Raw genomic sequence first — 16,968 nt, 5'->3', positions numbered from 1 at the left:
AGGCGATCGGCTTGAAGGAGCTTATTTTGATCCGGCACGGCCAGGCGGACCATTTGCTGCAAGGCGTAGTCGGAGGCTGGTCCCATTCTCAGCTCACCGGCGCAGGGAGAGAACAGGCGCGAAAAACCGGGGAGCGGCTGAAGGAGCTGATGGACGGCAAGCCCTTCAACTGCTACTGCAGCGATCAAGCGAGAGCCGGCGAGACGGCGGCAATCATCGGCGCTATGTTCCAGAAGCAGCCTACACTTGCTCCTCAGCTGCGAGAGCTGAATAACGGGCTGGCGGCGGACAAGTCCAAAGATGAGGCCCGGCGGCTGGAGCTGCCGATGACCGAGCCTCTGCTGGATTGGGTTCCTTATCCGGAAGGCGAGAGCTGGAATATGCTGCAAAAGCGCGTATTCGCGTTTATGGAGAGCATTCGCGAGGATGAAGCGGAGACGGCCGTTATCGTCAGTCATAGCAATACGATCAATGCCATCATTCATTGGTGGCTTGAATTTCCTCCCGAGCTGGTAGCGAAGATATCGTTCGATATCGATCCGTGCAGTATTACGCATTTGACGATTACGAGCTGGAATCGAAACAAAACCGTATGCAGGATAAACGATACGAGCCATCTGAACGCAGAGCCGGATACCGGGTTCGGGGATTAAGCGGAGGGACGTCGTGGTCGATATACTCTATCATTATTATGAAGCTGAGCAGGGGCCTTTTCGAAGTATATCCCGATTAAGCAATCAACAATACCGGGATGTGATGCAAAGAATCAAGCAGGATGAGGCGCTCTTTGCCAGCAGGAGGTCTGATGATTATCTGGATGTACGACGCGAACTGGAGCAAAAGGCTCGCGAGCTTTTTATAATTAAAGGCGGGAAACCGCTCCAGCATTCTCCCCAATATATGACCCTCGGCCCGTGTGAATGGATTAAATCATGGTATCGTAACGGGGTGCAGCTCAGCATTCCTTTGGACGCATTGGACCCGTCGCAGGTGAGTTTTACCTATGGAGATTTGTTTCCGACGATGCGATATGAGGATGGAAAGCCTTACCGCAAGACGGTTTTTACTAAAAATGAGATTTTTGATGTAATTGCGAAGTTTGGCTTGCCCCAGCATTGGAATGGAGATGGAAGCTGCGGTCCGGAGCGGTATATCGAGGTTCAAGTGTGGGATGATGCGCTACTGGAACGGCATATCCCCTCTCCGGGAAGCCGGACGGACGAAACGGCGGAAGGAAGACCATAATCAGGAGGCGTTACCGTATGAATGGAACGGATGAATCTATCGTTATTAGCAGCGACAAGTCGCTGCTTCAGCTTGACGTAGTGCTCGGCTTCCTCTCCAGAAGCTACTGGGCCAACAAGCGATCGCAAGAGAGAATTAGGAAATCTATCGACAATTCGATTTGCTACGGCGCTTACGCAGACGGCAGGCAAGTAGCCTTCGCGCGGGTCGTCACGGACGGAGCCACGATGTACTGGCTGTGCGACGTGTTCGTCGATGAAGCGTATAGAGGCAGGCAGATCGGGAAAAAACTCGTTCAGGCTATCGTGCAATCGGATGAATTGAAGGATTTGATGGGAATTTTGGGCACGGCGGATGCGCACGGATTATACGAGCAGTTCGATTTCCAGCGGGACCAGGAGCGGATGATGCGCCGAATGCCCGACTTCGTAAGAAAGACGGGCAAGCGATAAAAGGCGTTGATCTTGACCGGATCACTGCCCCTACCGTAATCAGAGAACGGCCGCTTTCTTCTCCGTGTAGCGGAAAGAAGGCGGCCGTTTCATTGGGCGACGTTCTCAGAAAGGGAAAATTTTACGGCAGCAGGGCGCGGAGATGATAATGTCCGGAAGAAAGCCGAATGACCGCTTCATGAACGACATCGGTATGGCTATCGGCGGACAGGCTAAGCTTGATATCATGGCGCGCCGATAGGGGCGTTCTTCCTTCCGTGATCGCTTCGGCGGTCAAGGCCGACGCCGGAATGCGCGCTTCGCCGATACAGTTTGGAGGAATCGCGATGTCCAGCGTGAGCGCTTTGCCGTCGCGCCGCCAGCGGATGCTTGCGGTCCCGGCAGGCAAATGATGCTCCGCAGACGCTTCTTCCACTTCCCCGGTGACGAAAGGCCGGAAGCTCAGGCTGTATGTTTCGAGCTCATGATCATACCGGTAAGCAAATCCGGCCAACCCGGCGTATAACCATTCTTCCAAATGCCCCAGCATAAAATGATTTTGCGATTTGCCCACCGTCGGACCGTCCCAGGCTTCCGTCAGCGTCGTCGCCCCATGGGCGAGCTGATAGCCGTAGCTCGGATGCTCCTTGCTCCGGGTCATTTCGTAGATAAGGTCCGAACGGCCGTTCTCCGCCAAAGCCAGCAGTACATAACGGTGGCCGACGTCCCCGGCCGTAGTATGGAACCGGCGGCCGCGAATATCCTCGATTAACACCTCCAGCACCTGCTGCTTGTAACGCTCGTCGACCAGTCCCAGAACGAGGGGCATAGCTTGGGAAGTATGGCTTCCGGTCGCATAGCGGCAAGAGGCCGGGTCGAAAAATTCCCGGTTAAACGCCGTCCGGATTTGCTCGCGCAGCTTCTCGTAGCGGGCGGCGTCTTCAAGCCGTCCCAACTGCCGGGCGATGCTCACGAATACATCGACCGCATGATAGTACATGGCCGTTTCCGTATGGGCAACGGGGGTATTTTTGGCGAAACCGGGGTCCTCGTCCCCTACATCGTACCAGTCTCCAAGGCCTCCGCGGACGATATAATCATCCGAATTGGCGGTAACATAATCGACATAAGCTTTCATGCCTTTATAATGCTCGGATAATATGCGGGTATGACCGTACAGCTGATGCAAGTTCCAGCCGATCAGCACGTAGGCGGCTCCCCAAGGGACGGAATCGCGGAAGCAGCGCCATTGTTCCGAGAAAACCACATACTCCGGGGCCGTTGTAGGAACCATGCCGCTTGCAAGCTGCGCGTCGCGAATATCTTCCATCGTCTTGACAAAGAGTGACTGAACGTCGTAATTGTAAGCGAGGGACGGCCCCATAAGATGGACCTGCTCCAGCCAGCCCAGCTTTTCCCGATGCGGGCAGTCCGTAAAAATGCTCTTCGTATTGCTGAGCATAGCCCAATTGATAATCTCGTGCGTACGCAGCAGCAGCTCGTCGGAGCAAGCAAAGCGGCCCGCGGTACGGATGTCGGGATAGATCATCTGACCTTCCAATGCAAGCAGCATCGGCAGTTCTGCGCCGGTTTTTCCGCGGTTTTGAGCGGTTAAGGCGAGAGCGGCCCCTTCAATTTGGACGTAACGGAAGCCGTAGTAGGTGAAGCGGGGGGACCAGGTTTCATCGCCTTCGCCCTTAAGCGTATATTTCAGCTTGTAAGGAGATCCCGTCCACTTCTGGTTGACGGTACCGTCCTCGCGGAGCAGCTCCGCCGGCGTGAGCGTTATTTGCGATCCGGCCGGGCCCGATACGGTAAGGGCGACCCAGCCCGAGAAGTTTTGTCCGAAATCGGCGACATAGACGCCGGGAGCGGGTTCGGCGATGTGCACCGGCCGGAACGAGCGCATCACCTGAAGCGGCGCCGTCGCCTGCCGCTTGAGCTTGCCCGAAGGGGCTTCGGCTGCGGCTGCCGGCTGCCAAGCATCGCCGTCTTCGGGCCGAAAGCCGGGCAAATCCCAACCGGCGGGCTCGCGCCGGGCATCGTAATCTTCTCCGCCGTAGATGCAGGAGAAGGTGATCGGTCCGGATGCGGTCTGCCACCCGGTATCGGTGACGATAACGTCCTCCGTGCCGTCGTCGTACACGATCTCCAATTGAACGAGGCATTTCGGCCTGCCGAACGAACCTTTGAACTTGCGGTACCGCCCGCCGGTCACATTGTAGAAGCCGTTGCCGAGCAGCACGCCGACGGCGTTAGGCCCCTGCTGCAGCAGATCGGTAATGTCGTATACCGAGTAGAGGCAGGTTTTGTTATAGTTCGTCCAGCCGGGCTCGAGCACATCGCTGCCGACTTTGCCTCCGTTCAGCCGCAGCTCGTAATGCCCCAGACCCACAGCATAGACGCGCGCGCGGACTGCGGGCCGCCGCATAACGAATTCCTTGCGGAATATCGGCAGGGCATCCTGCTCCGAAGCATCCCGAACCGGTTCGCCGATCCACTTCGCCCGCCAGTCGGAGCCGCTCAAAAGCCCCATCTCCCACCACGCAATGCCGCTTTCGCTCATCCGGTTATCTTGATCCCATGTCTGCACTTTCCAGTAATATCGTTTACGGGAAAGCAGAGCTTTCCCGCCGTACAGCACATGGATGCTTCTGCGCCTGAGCACCTTGCCGCTATCCCATACGTCGCCGTGACCGAGCAGGGCATCTTCCTCGCGGGAGGATGCGATAATACGGTAGGCGGTTTGATAACGGCCGCGTTCTTGTCCGCCCTGATAGCTCCAGCTGAATGCGGGGGAAAGGACGTCGAGCCCGAGCGGATTAGGCGTATGTTCGACAAGCAGATTATCCGGCTGCATCTTCGCACCGCTCCTTTCCGGAAGCGCCGGGCAGCTCGTGAGAGGTCGCTACGGTAATCGTCCGGAATTCTTTGCCGTAATTGCAGGTCGGATCGCCTTCACGATACGGTCTGCAAGAGCAGTAAAAATGATACAGCACCCCTTGATGCGTTATCACGGACGGCTTGTGGGCGAAGATCGAATCGATGCCGCCTTCTTCGCCGACGGTAATGATCGGATCGGGATGTTTCTGCCAGTTGAGAAGATCACGCGACAAGGCGAGGCCTTCCTGGGCTTTTTTGTAATTAAAGCCGAAGTAGTACATGACCCACTCATCCCCGTTCAAAAGCACGCAGGGATCGCTGGCGAAGCCGGAATCCCACTCTTCCGGAGTGACGGGCAGCACAGGGTTATGCTCGTAACGCTCCCAATGCTTCAAATCGCTGGAGAAAGCGACGCCGGTTTGCTCGATCCAGCGGCCTTTGTTTTTGTTCTTGGCATTGTAAAATAAATAAAAGCGCCCCTCATGCTCGACGAGACATTCCTTATAAAGGCCGCCCTTTTCCCAGTCGGCGCCGTCCTCGGGTGCGAGAATCGGCTCGCTGCAGCGGTGCCATGTAAGCAGATCTTCATCCTCGGTCCAGGCGATACCGATTTTGGCTGAACCTTCTTCGTAGCCGGTATGCGGGTAAGCGTGGTAGACGAGCCAATATTTATTGTTCCATTTTTTGAGCACGGGAGGCGCTGTAAGCCGGTTTTCCTTCATCATCCAGGTTCCGGCAATATTGACGGAATCCCAGTCCGAACCCTCGCCGCGGCGCAGGATGACGCTGAGATGCTCCCAGTGCAGCAGGTCGCCGCTCGTTGCCAGGGCCGTCTGATAGCCGGTGCCGTCAAAGCCGACGTACATCATATAAAAGCGGCTGTTATGTTGAAACACGAACGGGCAATCCACGGCATTATAGTCAAAACGACCCGGAATGCCGGAGCCGGTCAGCACCGGCTTGCCCCATTTGTAAGGGGTTAAATAAGGTTGAATATTCATGCGGACCTCCTTGGATAAAGCGCTTTATTCTCATTGTCAGCTTACTATAAGAGGATGGATAAAATTGGGGGTTAACCGGCTGCAACTATAGGTGAATTGAACCTTCTGTCCGCCGCCGGGCGACGGAGTTGGTTTGAATCCCCCATTTCCGGTTCGGCCGATTCCGCTTATAGTAAGGGAAACGATGATGAAAGGATTGCTGCCGATGATTGCAAACAGCATACCAAGCGGCGTATGGCCGACGATGATTACCTCGTTTACCGATAGCCTTGAGGTGGATTATCATGCCTTGGAGCAGCTGGTGGAATGGTATATCGGACAGGGCGTGCAAGGGTTATTCGCGGTATGTCAATCCAGCGAAATGTTCTACCTTTCGTTGGAGGAACGGGTCAAGCTTGCACGGTTTGTACAGAACCAGGCTGCGGGCAGGGTGCCGGTCATCGCATCCGGACATATTTCGGACGGACCCGAGGGGCAAGCCGAGGAGATCGGGCGCATCGCCGATACCGGCGTCGCCGCAGTCGTGCTGGTAAGCAACCGGCTGGCGAAGCAAAGCGAATCCGACGACGTATGGATGGAGCGCACGCAGCGGCTGCTGGAGCGGGTGCCCGGCGTGCCGCTTGGCATATATGAATGTCCTTACCCGTACAAAAGGCTTCTGTCGCCGCAAACGTTGCGCTGGTGCGCCGAAACGGGAAGATTTTGGTTCCTGAAGGATACCTGCTGCAGCTTGCCGCAGCTGGCTGCGAAGCTCGAAGCGGTGAAGGGCAGTCCGCTGCAAATTTTTAACGCCAACTCGGCGACGCTGCTGGCTTCATTGAAGCTCGGGGCGGCCGGATTCAGCGGCGTGATGGCCAACTTTCATCCCGATCTCTACGTCCGGCTGACCGCACGCTGGCAGGAGGAGCCGGAGGCGGCCGAAGCGATTCAAGCCTTTATCGGAGCGGCTTCGCTGATCGAACTGCAGCAATATCCCGTTAATGCCAAGTATCATCTGGGCAGGAAGGGTTTGGACATCGGACTGCATTGCCGTTCAAAAGATGCGGCGGTTTTCGGCGGCAACCACCGCCTAGAGGTGGAGCAGCTCGATGAGCTGTACGTTCTGGTGAAGCGTTATTTGCAAACGGTATCCCAGCCTTGTTGACGAAGAGCGGCGATGCCGGCATACCCGAATGAATGAGGAGGAGACAGGCAATTATGCTTTTTCAGGCGAAGGACAAAATTGTTTTTATCGGCGACAGCATTACGGATAAGGGGAGAAAAAAAGACCCGCTGAAGCTGGGCAACGGCTACGTGCGCATGCTGCATGATACGCTGACGGCGCTTTATCCGGAGCTCTCGCTCAAAATCATTAATGAGGGCGTTTCCGGCAACCGGGTCATCGACTTGGAGAAGCGGTGGACGCTGGATGTTATGGATCATAAACCGCAGTGGGTATCCGTATCGATCGGCATTAACGATGTATGGCGGCAGATGGATGCGCCGGATGTCGAGCAGGTGTACCCGGACCGCTTCGAAGAAGTGTACCGCCGTCTGCTGGACCGGGCCAGCTCGATTCCGGGCTGCCGGCTGATTTTGATGCAGCCTACGGTCATCAAGGAGTACGAGGACTCGACGGGCAATCTGCTGCTTAAGCCGTACGTCGAGGCGGTGAACCGGCTGGCGGAGCAATACGGCGCCATTCTCGTCCCGACCCATGAGGCGTTTATCCGTTTCATCGGCTGCGACACCGGACAGGATCTGACGACCGACGGCGTCCATATGAATAGCCTCGGCGACACCTTAATGGCGTCTACATGGCTTAAGGCGGTACTGGCCCACAAGTCTTAGCTTTTTACAAGGAGAAGCTGCATGCCACAATTCTGTGGTTGCAGCTTTTGCTGTTTTGGCCCGGGAGCTTGGGACAAGCGGCCGACGGGGGGGCGAAGGTGCAAGTCAGCGCCTATAAAGAGGATGAATTCGCCCTATAGTTGCTCCACGGCATTCCTGTAAACTGGTTGCAAGCGAAGGAAACATCATTTATTTGCGTATAGGGGAGAAAAGGATGAAAATAACCGACTTGAAGACAGAATACTTCGAGAACCCGTTAGGGCTCGATACGCGCAAGCCGAGATTCAGCTGGATCATGGAATCGGAAGCTTACGGCCTGGTTCAGACGGCTTATCAAGTGATGGCGGCGACCAGCGTGCAGCGGCTGAAGGACGACGCACCCGATGTTTGGGATAGCGGCAAGGTGTTATCCGATCAATCGGTTCACGTAGAGTATGACGGGAGCCCGCTGGCATCGCGCCAAGTGTACTATTGGAAAGTCAGAGTCTGGGACGGGGAGGACCAGCCGTCCGCTTGGAGCGGCATCGCCCGATATTCGATGGGGATTCTGGAGAGAAGCGAGTGGAAGGCCCGCTGGATCGCCAGATCCAAACCGGAGCAAACCGAGTATGAGGGGCTGCTGCCATCCCCCTATTTCCGCAGGTCGTTCCGGGTGGAAAAGCCTGTCAGGCAAGCCTTCGCTTATGCCAGCGCACTGGGGCTGTACGAGCTGCACTTGAACGGGGAACGGGTCGGGCAGGATTACTTTGCTCCGGGCTGGACCGATTACGGAAAGCGCGTACAGTACCAAACCTACGATGTGACGGCCTTTATGCAGCCGGGAGAGATGACCGTCGGCGCTGTTGTAGGCACCGGCTGGTATGCCGGTCATGTGGGAATGTTCGGCAATAACCGGTATGGAGACAATCCTCATCTGCTCGTCGAGCTTCATATCGAATATGAGGACGGCACCTCCGCGCAGGTCGTAACGGATGAAACGTGGAAAACGTTCGCAGGGCCGATCCTGTATTCGGATTTGTTAAAAGGCGAAGCCTACGACTCTCGCTTGGAGCCGCAAGGCTGGAAGCTGCCGGGCTTTGACGATGCCGCCTGGGAGCGGCCTGTCGTGCTGGGGCGCTACGACGGCGCGCTAACCGCGCAGATCGACCCGCCTGTTCGGGTGATGAAGGAGCTGCTGCCGGTCAGTCTGAAGCGGACCGAGCGGGGGACCTATCTTTTCGACATGGGGCAAAATATGGTCGGCTGGGTCCGCCTTCGCGTCGAGGATGCGCAGCCCGGACAAACGGTGACGGTGGCTTGCGCCGAAATGCTGAACACCGATAATACGCTGTACAGCATTAATCTGCGCGAAGCGGTACAGCAGGAGACGTACATGCTGAACGGGGAGAAGGAGGCGGTATTGGAGCCGCATTTCACCTTCCACGGGTTCCGTTATGTCGAAGTGGCCGGCCTCTTAAGCCCGCCTACGCTGAATACGGTTATCGGCAGAGTCGTGCATTCGGCGACTGCGCGGACCGGCGAGCTTCACACGTCGAACGTGATGCTGAACAAGCTGCTCAGCAATATCGAGTGGGGCCAGCGCGGCAATTTCATCAGTGTGCCGACGGACTGTCCGCAGCGCGACGAGCGGCTCGGCTGGACGGGAGACGCGCAGATTTTTGCCCGTACCGCCAGCTTTAATATGGATGTCGGCCGCTTTTTCCATAAATATATGATCGATGTCATGGATGCCCAGCACGCTTCGGGAGCGTTTCCCGACGTAGCGCCGGATGCCGGCTGGGAGGAATTCAAGCATAACCACGAAGAGCTGAACTGGCATGCTCCGGATAACGGAGGCTGGGGAGATGCGGGCGCCGTCATTCCATGGACGGTCTATCAAGTGTATGGAGACCGTCGGACGCTGCGGGAATGCTACCCGGCCATGGTGCGCTGGGTCGAGTATTTGCAGGCGAACAGCGACGGTTTGATCCGTCCCGGTTATTCCAACTACGGCGATTGGCTTTCGGTCAATGCGGAGACGCCGAAGGACGTATTGGATACGGCTTATTTTGCCTACAGCACACGGCTGCTCGCCCAGGCTGCCGCCGCGCTGGGAGAAACCGGAGACGCGCAGCGGTTCGACCGGTTGTTCGCTGAGATCAAGGAGGCTTTCCGGCGCGCCTTCGTCGGCCGGGACGGGCGGATCAAAGGAGATACGCAGACCGTGTACGTGCTCGCGCTGAAGATGAACCTGCTTTCCGGGGAAGAACGCAGCCTTGCGACGGAGCATTTGGTCCGCAATATCGAAGAGCACGGCAACCATTTGACGACCGGCTTTCTCGGCGTCGGCTATCTGCTGCCCGCCTTGACGGAGGCGGGGCGCGAGGATGTGGCGTACTCGCTGCTGATGCAGGATACGTTCCCTTCCTGGCTGTATTCGGTCAAGCACGGAGCGACCACGATCTGGGAGCGGTGGGACGCCTGGACGGAAACGGACGGCTTCCAGAATCCGGGCATGAATTCGTTCAATCATTATTCCCTCGGTTCCGTCGGCGAATGGATGTACCAGAATATTCTCGGCATCAACAACGGCGACGGGACGGGATATAAGCATCTGATCTTGCGGCCGCGTCCAGGCGGAGGGCTGCAGCATGCTTCGGGCGAGTTTCGCTCCGTCTACGGCACGATCCGCGTCGAGTGGAAGCGGGAGCAATCCTGGTTCGTGATGAAGGCCGCCATTCCGGTTAATACGACCGCGACTGTCTATGTGCCGGGAGTTATTTTAAACGACAGCTTGCAGGTTTACGATTCGTTGCATAACCTGCGGACGGAAGGCGGTTACACGGTGTTCGAAGCAGGCTCCGGCAGTTATACGTTCATTTCGCGGCTCTCTCGGGCAAGCGGGGCGCAGGCGCGAGAGAACGGCTCGGATGCGATGCCGGATCAAATGATGCAATCTTCATAATCCATTCAAGGGGGAAACGAAGTGACTTTTGAGATTCAACCTACGACGGGCAACAGCGAATGGTTTACGCAGGACCGGTTCGGTTTATTTATTCATTGGGGGTTATATTCGCTCGGAGCGCGGCATGAATGGCTGCAATCCCGGGAGAGACTGTCTCCGGAGAAATACGGCAAATATTTCAAGCGGTTCGATCCCGATCTGTACGACCCGGAATTATGGGCTCAGCTCGCCGGCGACGCGGGGATGAAATATTTCGTCGTGACGACGAAGCATCATGAAGGCTTCTGCCTGTGGGACAGCAAGCTGACCGATTACAAAGCTCCTAACAGTCCGGCTGGGCGGGACGTGCTTAGGCCGATGGTCGATGCGTTTCGCCGCCGCGATATGAAGGTCGGCTTCTATCATTCGCTGATCGACTGGCATCATCCGCATTATACGGTCGATCCGAAGCATCCGCTGCGCTTCGATCCCGAGTTCATCGAAGCTAGCAAGCAGCGGGATTTTGCGCAATACCGCGACTATTTATTCGGTCAAACCCGCGAGCTGCTTACGGAATTCGGGCCGGTCGATCTGATGTTCTACGATTTCTCGTTCCCCGAGGAGAACGGCTTGGCCGGTAAAGGCAAGGACGATTGGGGCAGCGCCGAGCTGGTTCGGATGATCCGGGAGCTGCAGCCGAATATATTGCTCAACGATCGGCTGCAGATTGGGGGCGACATTACGACGCCCGAGCAGTATATTCCGACCCGCTGGGTGGAGGTGAACGGCAAACGCGTCGTATGGGAAACCTGCCATACGTTCAGCGGTTCGTGGGGCTACCACCGCGAGGAGGAGACTTGGAAGAGCGTCGAGGTATTGATCAAAATGCTGATCGACGTCGTGAGCAAAGGCGGCAATCTGCTGCTCAATGTCGGTCCGACCGGAAGAGGAGAATTCGACGAGCGCGCCATAGACCGCCTGAAAGGGATCGGCGAGTGGATGAAGCGGCATAGTCGGTCCATCTACGGCTGCACTCAGGCTCCGGATTCCTTCGAATGCCCGAGGGACTGCCGCCTGACCTATAATCCGCAGACGAATCGGATGTATCTGCACGTCTACAGCTGGCCGTTCAAAAATATTCATCTGCGCGGCTTCGCGGGACGGGTGGAATATGCCCAGCTCTTGAACGACGCCTCCGAAATCCGCTTCAAGGAAGGCTTCGTGCAGAGCGGGATCGAGGAAGGCGCTTATCGGGAAGGCAGAGACGAGAGTACGCTGACGCTATCGCTTCCCGTCAAGCAGCCGAATGTAACGGTGCCTGTTATCGAGCTGTTTTTGAAATAGAGGCGGACTGTAGAACGATACAAGGAAACGATACCCAAGAAACGATACAAGGAAACGGAGGGAAACACCGACTCATGTTAACGATCACTATCGGCCATGACAGCCGGCCCGCGCCGCGGGTGGAATACGGTATCCGGCTGCTGCAGGAAGCTCTGCAGCAGGCCGGCTATGACGTCCGGCTGCAAGAGGCGGACTGGAGCTGGGACAATTATCGGGCGGAGGACGAAATCCGATTGTACGCAGGCAGCCGCGGCGAATCCGCGCTGCTGCAAGAGCTTGAACGGCGCGATGTGCTGCTGTATCATACGGAGGCTCCGGCCAAGGAAGGCTTTTACTTGTACAGCCTGCCGGGGAATTTAACCGTCGTTTCCGGGGGGAACGATTCAGGCGTGCTGTACGGCTGCCAGGAGCTTGCCGAGCGCATCGGGAAAGCGGGAAAGCTGCCGAAGGATCTCGCCTACGGCGATGCGCCCGACTTCTCGCTGCGCGGTCCGGCTATCGGATTGCAGAAGACGACGGTTGAACCGCCGCGGCAAACGTATGAATACCCGATAACGCCGGGGCGCTTCCCGTGGTTTTACGACCGGGCGCTGTGGCTCGATTTTCTGAATATGCTGCTGGAGCAGCGCTGCAACATCATCTACTTGTGGAGCGGGCATCCGTTCTCCTCGCTCGTCAAGCTGGAGGATTACCCCGAGGCGCTGGAAGTGACCGAAGAGGAATTTGCGCTGAACGTGGATACGTTCCGCTGGCTGGCGGAGGAGGCCGACCGCAGAGGCATCTGGCTCGTGCTGAAATTTTACAATATACATATTCCGCTGCCGTTCGCCGAGAAGCACGGGCTGAAGCTGCATCAGCCGAAGCCGCTTCCGCTGACCGCCGATTATTACAAGAAATCGATCGCGGCCTTTGTCCGCTCTTTCCCGAACGTCGGCTTGATGGTTTGCCTAGGGGAAGCGCTGCAGGGGCAAATTTACGGCGTCGAATGGTTTAACGATACGATTATCGCCGGACTGCTGGAAGGGCTCCGTCACTCCAACGTCAAGGAGAAGCCGCCGATCATTTTGCGCTCCCACGCCATCGAGCCGCAAAAGGTGATCGAAGCTGCGCTGCCGCTGTATCCGAACTTGTACACCGAGGCCAAGTACAACGGCGAATCGCTGACGACCTATACGCCGAGGGGGAAATGGCAGGACATTCATAACCGTCTCGGCTCGCTGCAGACGATTCATATCGTGAACGTACATATTCTCGCCAATCTGGAGCCGTTCCGTTACGGCGCGCCGGCGTTCATTCAAAAATGCATGCAGGCCGCCAAATACCGGCTGAAGTCGAACGGGCTTCATCTGTATCCGCTGTTCTTCTGGGATTGGCCTTATTCGCCGGATAAGCCGGAGGAAGGCGCGCCGCGCCTTAGACAAATCGACCGGGATTGGATTTGGTATGCGGCCTGGTTCCGCTACGCCTGGAACCCGGACCGCGATCCCGAAGCGGAACGTCATTATTGGAGCGGACTTCTGGCGGAGCGGTACGGCAGCCGGGAAGCGGGCGAAGCGATTCTGGACGCTTATGAGGCGGCGGGCGAGTGTGCGCCTAAGCTGTTGCGCCGCTTCGGCATAACCGAAGGAAACCGCCAGACGATGAGCCTCGGGATGACGATGAGCCAGCTTACGAATCCGGAGCGTCATATGCCGTGGCCGGATTTGTGGGAATCGCAGTCGCCTCAGGGAGAACGGCTTGAGGAGTACGTCGTCAGGGAGCTGGGCAAGGAGCCTCATGTCGGAGAGACGCCGCCGGACATTATCGCGGACAGCGAGCGCCATGCGCAGGATGCGCTGGAGGCGATCGATCGGGCGGCGGGCGCCGTGACGCGGGGCCGCGCCGAGTTCGAGCGGCTGAGAAGCGATGTTCAGGCCATTCGCGAGATGGTGGGCGTATATGCGGATAAAGTGCGGGCAGCGATCCTTTTGTTAACGTATAAACATACCGTGCAGGATGATTACTTTCAGCGGACCGATCTGCTGGAGCGGGCGGGCGATTACATGGAAAGCAGCCTGAACAGCTACCGCAGATTGACGAGCTTGACGGACGATACGTATCTGTTCGCCAACAGTATGCAGACGCCGCAGCGGAAGGTGCCGATTCGCAACGGAATGGAGTTCAGGCACTGGCGCGAATGTCTGCCGGTGTACGAGCAGGAGCTGGATCGTTTCCGCTTCCATGTGCAAGAGCTGAAGTCGGGAACGCTGCCGGAGGCATTGAAGAACAGGCAGCAGCCGATTTCCGCGCTGGAGCAGGCTTCGTTCACATTGCTTTCCGGCCATGCGGAAACCTTCCGCGTGGAGAAGGGCGCGGAGGTGTTCACGGACGGCGATATTCATATCGTCGGCTGCGCGGAGGAGCTCGACGGCTTGACCGGCGTGCGCTTCAGCCAGCGGGAAGCGGGGCTTCGCGGCATTGCTCTCGAATTCGAGCTTGCCGAGCCGGCGCAAGTGCTGATCGGATATTTTAATTCCAAGGATCAGCAGTGGCTGCAGGCCCCGAGCCTGGAGGAAAATACGCATGCCGACGATATGGGAGGCTACGAGCCGCTGCTGAAAAAAGGACTGCGCTTGTACGCATACCCTTCGGTTAACGTTCACGCCTTCCGGTTCGATGCCGGCCGGCATACGCTGGATTTCGGCAAAGGAGCGTACCTGCTTCTCGGCGTTGTGCCTGCAGGGCAGAGCATTCGCCCGAGAAATGTCGAGCATAAAAACGACGGCGTGGAAACGCTGGATTGGTTATACGAATAGGATGACGACGGCCGGGGGGCTTGTCCGGGACATTACCCGGTCCGGCTTCCCGGCCTTACCTGCGAAGAGGAGGAAAACCAATGTCCGGAACCGGCAGCCGTTCGGCGATCTGGTACAAACAAGCCGCGAGCCATTGGTTCGAGGCGCTCCCCGTCGGCAACGGCCGATTCGGAGGCATGGTATATGGAGGCGCCGGGAGAGAGCGGATCAGCTTCAATGAAGATACCTTATGGTCGGGAGAGCCGAGAGAAAAGGTTCGCCACGACGTCCAACTGCATTTGGACTATGCGCGCCAACTGATTTTCGGAGGGCGGCATGAGGAAGCGGAGGGCATCATCGAACAATACATGGAAGGAGAAGAGATCGAGTCGTACATGCCGCTCGGCGATATGGAGCTGTGGTTTGACGAGCAGGGAGAAGCGACAGGTTACCGCAGAGAGCTGGACATGGACGAAGGGATCGTAAGGACCCGTTACCGTTTGGGAGGAGCGCTCTGCACGCGGGAGGTATTCGTATCGGCCGCCGATCAGGTGATGGCCGTACGTCTGCATCATAACGCCAAGACGGCGCTCACCGTGCTTCTGCACAGTCCGCTCCGTTATACGGTGAGCGAGACGGCGCCGAACCGGCTTAAGCTCTCCGGCCGCAGCCCGTATCATGTGCTTCCGAACACGATGAAGGCGCCCGATCCGGTAAAGTATGAAGAAGGCAAGGGCATGAGCTTCGAGCTGCAGATTCATGTCGAGGTGGAGAAGGGCAAGGTGGAGACGAGCGGCGGCAGAATGCGGATTACCGGTTCAGGCGCGATTACGCTGTTCATCGCTGCGGCAACGAGCTATAACGGCTTCAGGGGCGATCCCGCTTCCGCATCGGCGCCGAACCCGGCGCGGCTGTGCGAGTCGCGGCTGGATCATGCGGCATCAGCGGGCTATGAGCGGCTGAAAGCGCGGCATATCGAAGAATACGGCGCTTACTTCGGCCGCGCCGCGCTGCAGCTGGGAGACGAAGCGATGAACGGGATGCCTACGGATGAGCGGATTCGCGCCGTAAGAGAAGGGGCGGATGACCCGGGCTTGGCGGCGCTTTTTTTTCAATACGGGAGATACTTGCTCCTGTCGAGCTCGCGCCCGGGCACTCAGCCGGCCAACTTGCAGGGAATATGGAACGATAAGACGCAGCCGCCCTGGTGCAGCAGCTGGACGACGAATATCAACGTCGAGATGAATTATTGGCCGGCGGAGGTTTGCCATCTGGAGGAATGCCACCAGCCGCTGCTCGATTGGATTGAGGATTTGCGGTGGACGGGACGGCAGACGGCCGCCGTTCATTACCGCAGCAGAGGCTGGACCGCTCACCATAACATCGACCTGTGGAGAACGTCGACTCCGGTCGGAGGATCTCCGAGTTGGGCGTTTTGGCCGATGGCGGGCGCGTGGCTGTGCCATCATCTATGGGAGCATTACGCTTTCAGCCAAGACGAGCGATTTCTTGAGCGGGCGTTCCCGGCGATGAAGGAGGCTGCTTTGTTTTGCCTCGACTGGCTGGTGGAAGGCTCTGACGGCCAGCTCGTAACTTGTCCTTCGACGTCGCCGGAGAATATGTTCGTCACGGCGGACGGCCAGCAAAGCAGCGTAACCTACGCTTCCACTCTGGATATGGCGCTGATCCGCGACTTGTTCGGCCATTGTATCGAAGCGGGACGTATTCTGCAGAAGGAGGCGCGGTTGTGCGGGGAGCTGGAAGAGGCGCTGCGCCGTCTGCCGCCGTTTCGGATCGGCAAGCACGGGCAGCTGCAGGAGTGGGCGGAAGATTATGATGAACTGGAGCCGGGACACCGCCATATCGCCCATCTGGCCGCGCTGCATCCGCTCGGGCTGTTTACGCGGGAAGACGATCCGGTCTGGATCGAAGCTTGTCGTGCTGCATTGGAGCGGAGGCTGGCTCACGGCGGGGCGCATACGGGATGGAGCTGCGCTTGGACGGTCAGTTTCTGGGCGCGTCTGGGCGAGCCTGACAAGGCCCATCGGTTTTTGAACGAATTGCTGGCCGGAACGCATCTGAACCTGATGAATGCGCACCGGCACCCGAAGGTGAAGCTCGATATTTTCCAAATCGACGGCAATTTGGCGGGGACAGCAGGGATCGCCGAGCTGCTTCTGCAAAGCCATGGCGGCCGGGTGCGTCTGTTGCCCGCGCTCCCCGAGCAGTGGTCTCGCGGAACGGCCAAAGGTTTGCGCGCCCGCGGCGGATTCGAGATCGATATGGAATGGGCGGAGGGCCGATTAGTCCGCGCCCGGCTGTTATCTTCGGCGGGCAAGCCCTGCCGCTTATGGACGCCGCATCCGGTTTCCGTACGGCGCGGAGGAGCCGATATTGCCGGCGAGAGCACCGGACATGAGCTTGTATGGCATACGGAGGCCGGGCAAAGCTACGACATAGTGCCCGTATAACCGAAGGAGGAAGCGGCGCGCTCTCCCGATTGCAACAGGAGGCGGCGCTGCACGGGACAGAAGGGG

At 57.8% G+C, this 16,968-nt stretch carries 11 protein-coding genes; 9 read left to right on the top strand and 2 right to left on the bottom strand.

The annotated features are described in order from the left end of the window. Nucleotides 1–11: 11 nt before the first annotated feature. The 3 genes from SK3146_RS04985 to SK3146_RS04975 are packed head-to-tail and all read left to right on the top strand — an operon-like array spanning nucleotide 12 to nucleotide 1,697. On the top strand, nucleotides 12–653 hold the full coding sequence (locus SK3146_RS04985) for a histidine phosphatase family protein (RefSeq protein ID WP_249864040.1): 642 nt from the start codon (nucleotides 12–14) through the stop codon (nucleotides 651–653). A gap of 13 nt (nucleotides 654–666) precedes the next feature. Further along, nucleotides 667–1,245: a hypothetical protein gene (locus SK3146_RS04980; protein ID WP_249864039.1), complete on the top strand. Its 579-nt coding sequence runs from the start codon at nucleotides 667–669 to the stop codon at nucleotides 1,243–1,245. Nucleotides 1,246–1,262: 17 nt separating this feature from the next. Further along, complete coding sequence (locus SK3146_RS04975; RefSeq protein WP_249864038.1) at nucleotides 1,263–1,697, top strand: GNAT family N-acetyltransferase; 435 nt, start codon at nucleotides 1,263–1,265, stop codon at nucleotides 1,695–1,697. Nucleotides 1,698–1,818: 121 nt separating this feature from the next. Here SK3146_RS04975 and SK3146_RS04970 read toward each other — a convergent pair whose 3' ends face one another. Continuing rightward, the gene (locus SK3146_RS04970) at nucleotides 1,819–4,536 is read right to left on the bottom strand and encodes an alpha-L-rhamnosidase (RefSeq protein ID WP_249864037.1); all 2,718 of its coding nucleotides are present in this window, start codon (nucleotides 4,534–4,536) and stop codon (nucleotides 1,819–1,821) included. Beyond that, a complete protein-coding gene (locus SK3146_RS04965) occupies nucleotides 4,523–5,560 on the bottom strand; it encodes a glycoside hydrolase family protein (protein WP_249864036.1) in 1,038 nt (345 codons plus the stop codon). The genes SK3146_RS04970 and SK3146_RS04965 overlap by 14 nt, the downstream gene beginning before the upstream one ends. 184 nt (nucleotides 5,561–5,744) lie before the next feature. Between SK3146_RS04965 and SK3146_RS04960 the strand changes: the two genes are divergently transcribed. The 6 genes from SK3146_RS04960 (at nucleotide 5,745) to SK3146_RS04935 (ending at nucleotide 16,902) form a co-directional block, all read left to right on the top strand. Continuing rightward, on the top strand, nucleotides 5,745–6,704 hold the full coding sequence (locus SK3146_RS04960; RefSeq protein WP_249864035.1) for a dihydrodipicolinate synthase family protein: 960 nt from the start codon (nucleotides 5,745–5,747) through the stop codon (nucleotides 6,702–6,704). A gap of 53 nt (nucleotides 6,705–6,757) precedes the next feature. Next, nucleotides 6,758–7,390, top strand: a complete 633-nt coding sequence (locus SK3146_RS04955; protein WP_249864034.1) for an SGNH/GDSL hydrolase family protein — start codon at nucleotides 6,758–6,760, stop codon at nucleotides 7,388–7,390. A 214-nt stretch (nucleotides 7,391–7,604) separates the two neighbouring features. Continuing rightward, nucleotides 7,605–10,334: an alpha-L-rhamnosidase gene (locus SK3146_RS04950; protein WP_249864033.1), complete on the top strand. Its 2,730-nt coding sequence runs from the start codon at nucleotides 7,605–7,607 to the stop codon at nucleotides 10,332–10,334. A 21-nt stretch (nucleotides 10,335–10,355) separates the two neighbouring features. Next, nucleotides 10,356–11,657: an alpha-L-fucosidase gene (locus tag SK3146_RS04945; protein ID WP_249864032.1), complete on the top strand. Its 1,302-nt coding sequence runs from the start codon at nucleotides 10,356–10,358 to the stop codon at nucleotides 11,655–11,657. 74 nt (nucleotides 11,658–11,731) lie between these two features. Beyond that, nucleotides 11,732–14,452 (top strand): hypothetical protein, encoded by a 2,721-nt coding sequence (locus tag SK3146_RS04940; protein WP_249864031.1) that lies wholly within the window; start codon nucleotides 11,732–11,734, stop codon nucleotides 14,450–14,452. Nucleotides 14,453–14,532: 80 nt separating this feature from the next. After that, nucleotides 14,533–16,902 carry a glycoside hydrolase family 95 protein gene (locus tag SK3146_RS04935; RefSeq protein ID WP_249864030.1) on the top strand — a complete coding sequence of 790 codons (2,370 nt, stop codon included), beginning with the start codon at nucleotides 14,533–14,535 and terminating at the stop codon, nucleotides 16,900–16,902. The last annotated feature ends 66 nt before the right edge of the window (nucleotides 16,903–16,968 follow it).

The sequence above is a fragment of the Paenibacillus konkukensis genome, from assembly GCF_023523925.1.
Taxonomy (GTDB): domain Bacteria; phylum Bacillota; class Bacilli; order Paenibacillales; family NBRC-103111; genus Paenibacillus_S; species Paenibacillus_S doosanensis.
The sequence above is the reverse complement of the archived record's forward strand: the minus strand, read 5'-3'. Positions and strand labels throughout refer to the sequence as shown.

What these genes read in the sequence shown, in the direction of transcription:
- SK3146_RS04975 (WP_249864038.1), top strand. Translation starts at nt 1,263, where the DNA reads ATGAATGGAACGGATGAATCTATCGTTATTAGCAGCGACAAGTCGCTG.
- SK3146_RS04970 (WP_249864037.1), bottom strand. Translation starts at nt 4,536, where the DNA reads ATGCAGCCGGATAATCTGCTTGTCGAACATACGCCTAATCCGCTCGGG.
- SK3146_RS04965 (WP_249864036.1), bottom strand. Translation starts at nt 5,560, where the DNA reads ATGAATATTCAACCTTATTTAACCCCTTACAAATGGGGCAAGCCGGTG.
- SK3146_RS04960 (WP_249864035.1), top strand. Translation starts at nt 5,745, where the DNA reads ATGATGAAAGGATTGCTGCCGATGATTGCAAACAGCATACCAAGCGGC.
- SK3146_RS04955 (WP_249864034.1), top strand. Translation starts at nt 6,758, where the DNA reads ATGCTTTTTCAGGCGAAGGACAAAATTGTTTTTATCGGCGACAGCATT.
- SK3146_RS04950 (WP_249864033.1), top strand. Translation starts at nt 7,605, where the DNA reads ATGAAAATAACCGACTTGAAGACAGAATACTTCGAGAACCCGTTAGGG.
- SK3146_RS04940 (WP_249864031.1), top strand. Translation starts at nt 11,732, where the DNA reads ATGTTAACGATCACTATCGGCCATGACAGCCGGCCCGCGCCGCGGGTG.
- SK3146_RS04935 (WP_249864030.1), top strand. Translation starts at nt 14,533, where the DNA reads ATGTCCGGAACCGGCAGCCGTTCGGCGATCTGGTACAAACAAGCCGCG.